The following is a 1,827-nucleotide window of genomic DNA, read 5'->3' as shown; positions in this document are numbered from 1 at the left end:
GGCCCGCTCTGTCCGCAGAGCGGGCCGGAGGCGGTTGTGTCAGCGGCCCCGCAACGCACTCACCGTGGTGCCCGTGCGCTCGCGCAGGAGGATCCGGAGCGTATTGGCGTGCTCGTACCCGACCCTGCGGGCGATGACCTCCAGGGGCAGGTCCGTGGTTCGCAGCAGATGCTGAGCACGCTCGACCCGCAGGTCCTGCACGAAGCGGACGGGCGAGGTGCCGAGCGTGCGATGCGTGACCCGCTGGAGAGTGCGTTCGCTGACGCCGACGGCCCGAGCCGCGTCGGTGATCGAGACGGGCCGGTCGAGGTTGTCCCGGGCCCAGCGTTCGAAGGCCGCCAGCGTCGGATCGCTCTGCGCGAGCGCCGCGGAGATCGTGTACGCCGCCTGGGACGGACGCTCGTCGATCACCAGATAGCGGGCGACGAGATCGGCGAGGGCCGGACTGCTCATGCGTACGATCGCCAGCGCGAGGTCGACATGCCCGAAGGCCGCCCCGGCGGTGGTCACCCCGTCCGACGTGGTGACCATGCGTGTCTCGTCGACGGTCACCTCCGGGTAGCGCTTGCGGAAGTACGGTGCGAGCCACCAACTCGTCGTGGCCCGCAGCCCGGCCAGGATCCCCGACTCCGCCAGGAGGAAGGTGCCGGTGCAGGCGGAGGCGATGGGTGTACCGCGTTCCCGCGTGGCGGTCACCAGGCGCCGCACGGATGCGGATGCCGGACCCGAGACGTGCTCGACGAGGGCGTCGGGCCGCCGCTCGGCGAGGGCCGGGACCAGCAGCAGATCCGCGTCCTGCGCCGTGGCCGCCGGGGCGGTCTCGACCACGTGTCCCGCGCCCGTACGGACGCGGCGCCGGAAGCCGATCGTGCTGACCGTCCACGGAGGCGGGGGTTCCGGCAGCTCGCCGCGCATCGCGTTGGCTCCGTCCAGTACGTCGAGGAGGGCCGCTAGGCCGGAGTCGAAGACACCGTCGTATGCGAGCACAGCTATGTCCATGTCGTAAACGATATCGACTGCGTCGTATCCGACACTGGGTGAGGCGGCGCCGGCGACCTAGATTCGTCGTTGTCCGGACGAGGTCCGGCGCCCGGTACAGGCGCCGCCGGCATCCGGCGACACGACCACCACACCTAGGGAGCACACCATGACGAAGCTCGGACTGCTGGCCCGGATCGAGGCCAAGCCGGAGTACGCCGAGCAGGTCGGCGCCCTGCTGCGCGACGCGCTGAAGCTCGCGCGGGAGGAGGAGCACACGGTCACCTGGTACGCGTTCCAGCAGGGCCCGACCACCTTCGGCGTCTTCGACACCTTCGACGACGAACAGGGGCGTCAGGCACACCTGGAGGGCAGGATCGCCGCCGCCCTCATGGAGGCCGCGGGCACCATGCTGAGCGAGGCCCCGGACATCCGTCCCGTCGACGTCCTGGCCGCCAAGCTTCCCTGAGCCCGGTCCCGGTGCCACGGCGAAGCCGCGCGGCGTCCCGCGCGTCGGCGCCCGATCCCGTGGGCGGGATCCCCACAGGACGGAAGGAGCCATGACACAGCACACCACCCACGGCGGCGCACCGGGCGAAGACTCCGCTTCCCGCGGCGTTCACCGCACCCGCGCCTGGGAACCGCGGTGCTCGCCGGCACGGGTCCGACCAGGTTCAAGCACGCGGACGCTGCGCTGCGCGGCTCGTGCCGTGCACGTCGGCCGGACGACGGCGTCCGCGGCGGCCCGTATCACCGGGGCGGCCGACGGCCGGCTGCACGCGCACGGCACCGCCACCCGCACCGTGTTCGCGATGCCCGCCACGGCCTGAAAGGCGGCCAGCGGCGGCC

General features: G+C 72.4%; 3 protein-coding genes. 1 reads left to right on the top strand and 2 read right to left on the bottom strand.

Going from position 1 to position 1,827, the window contains the following annotated elements; genetic code table 11:
* Nucleotides 1-39 precede the first annotated feature (39 nt).
* Complete coding sequence (locus ACFW2E_RS29655; protein ID WP_384470144.1) at nt 40-999, bottom strand: GlxA family transcriptional regulator; 960 nt, start codon at nt 997-999, stop codon at nt 40-42.
* A 148-nt stretch (nt 1,000-1,147) separates the two neighbouring features.
* On the opposite strand from ACFW2E_RS29655, the gene ACFW2E_RS29650 reads away from it, so the two are divergent.
* Nucleotides 1,148-1,447 (top strand): putative quinol monooxygenase, encoded by a 300-nt coding sequence (locus ACFW2E_RS29650; protein ID WP_384470143.1) that lies wholly within the window; start codon nt 1,148-1,150, stop codon nt 1,445-1,447.
* Nucleotides 1,448-1,597: 150 nt separating this feature from the next.
* Here the strand turns inward: ACFW2E_RS29650 and ACFW2E_RS29645 are convergent.
* Nucleotides 1,598-1,827 (bottom strand): hypothetical protein (locus ACFW2E_RS29645; RefSeq protein ID WP_384470142.1); only part of this gene is annotated, 230 nt, incomplete at its 5' end.

It is taken from the genome of Streptomyces sp. NPDC058964 (assembly GCF_042741275.1).
Taxonomy (GTDB): domain Bacteria; phylum Actinomycetota; class Actinomycetes; order Streptomycetales; family Streptomycetaceae; genus Streptomyces.
The sequence above is the reverse complement of the archived record's forward strand: the minus strand, read 5'-3'. Positions and strand labels throughout refer to the sequence as shown.

Excerpts from the sequence above, each read along its gene's own strand:
- ACFW2E_RS29655 (WP_384470144.1), bottom strand. The coding sequence starts at position 999 with ATGGACATAGCTGTGCTCGCATACGACGGTGTCTTCGACTCCGGCCTA.
- ACFW2E_RS29650 (WP_384470143.1), top strand. The coding sequence starts at position 1,148 with ATGACGAAGCTCGGACTGCTGGCCCGGATCGAGGCCAAGCCGGAGTAC.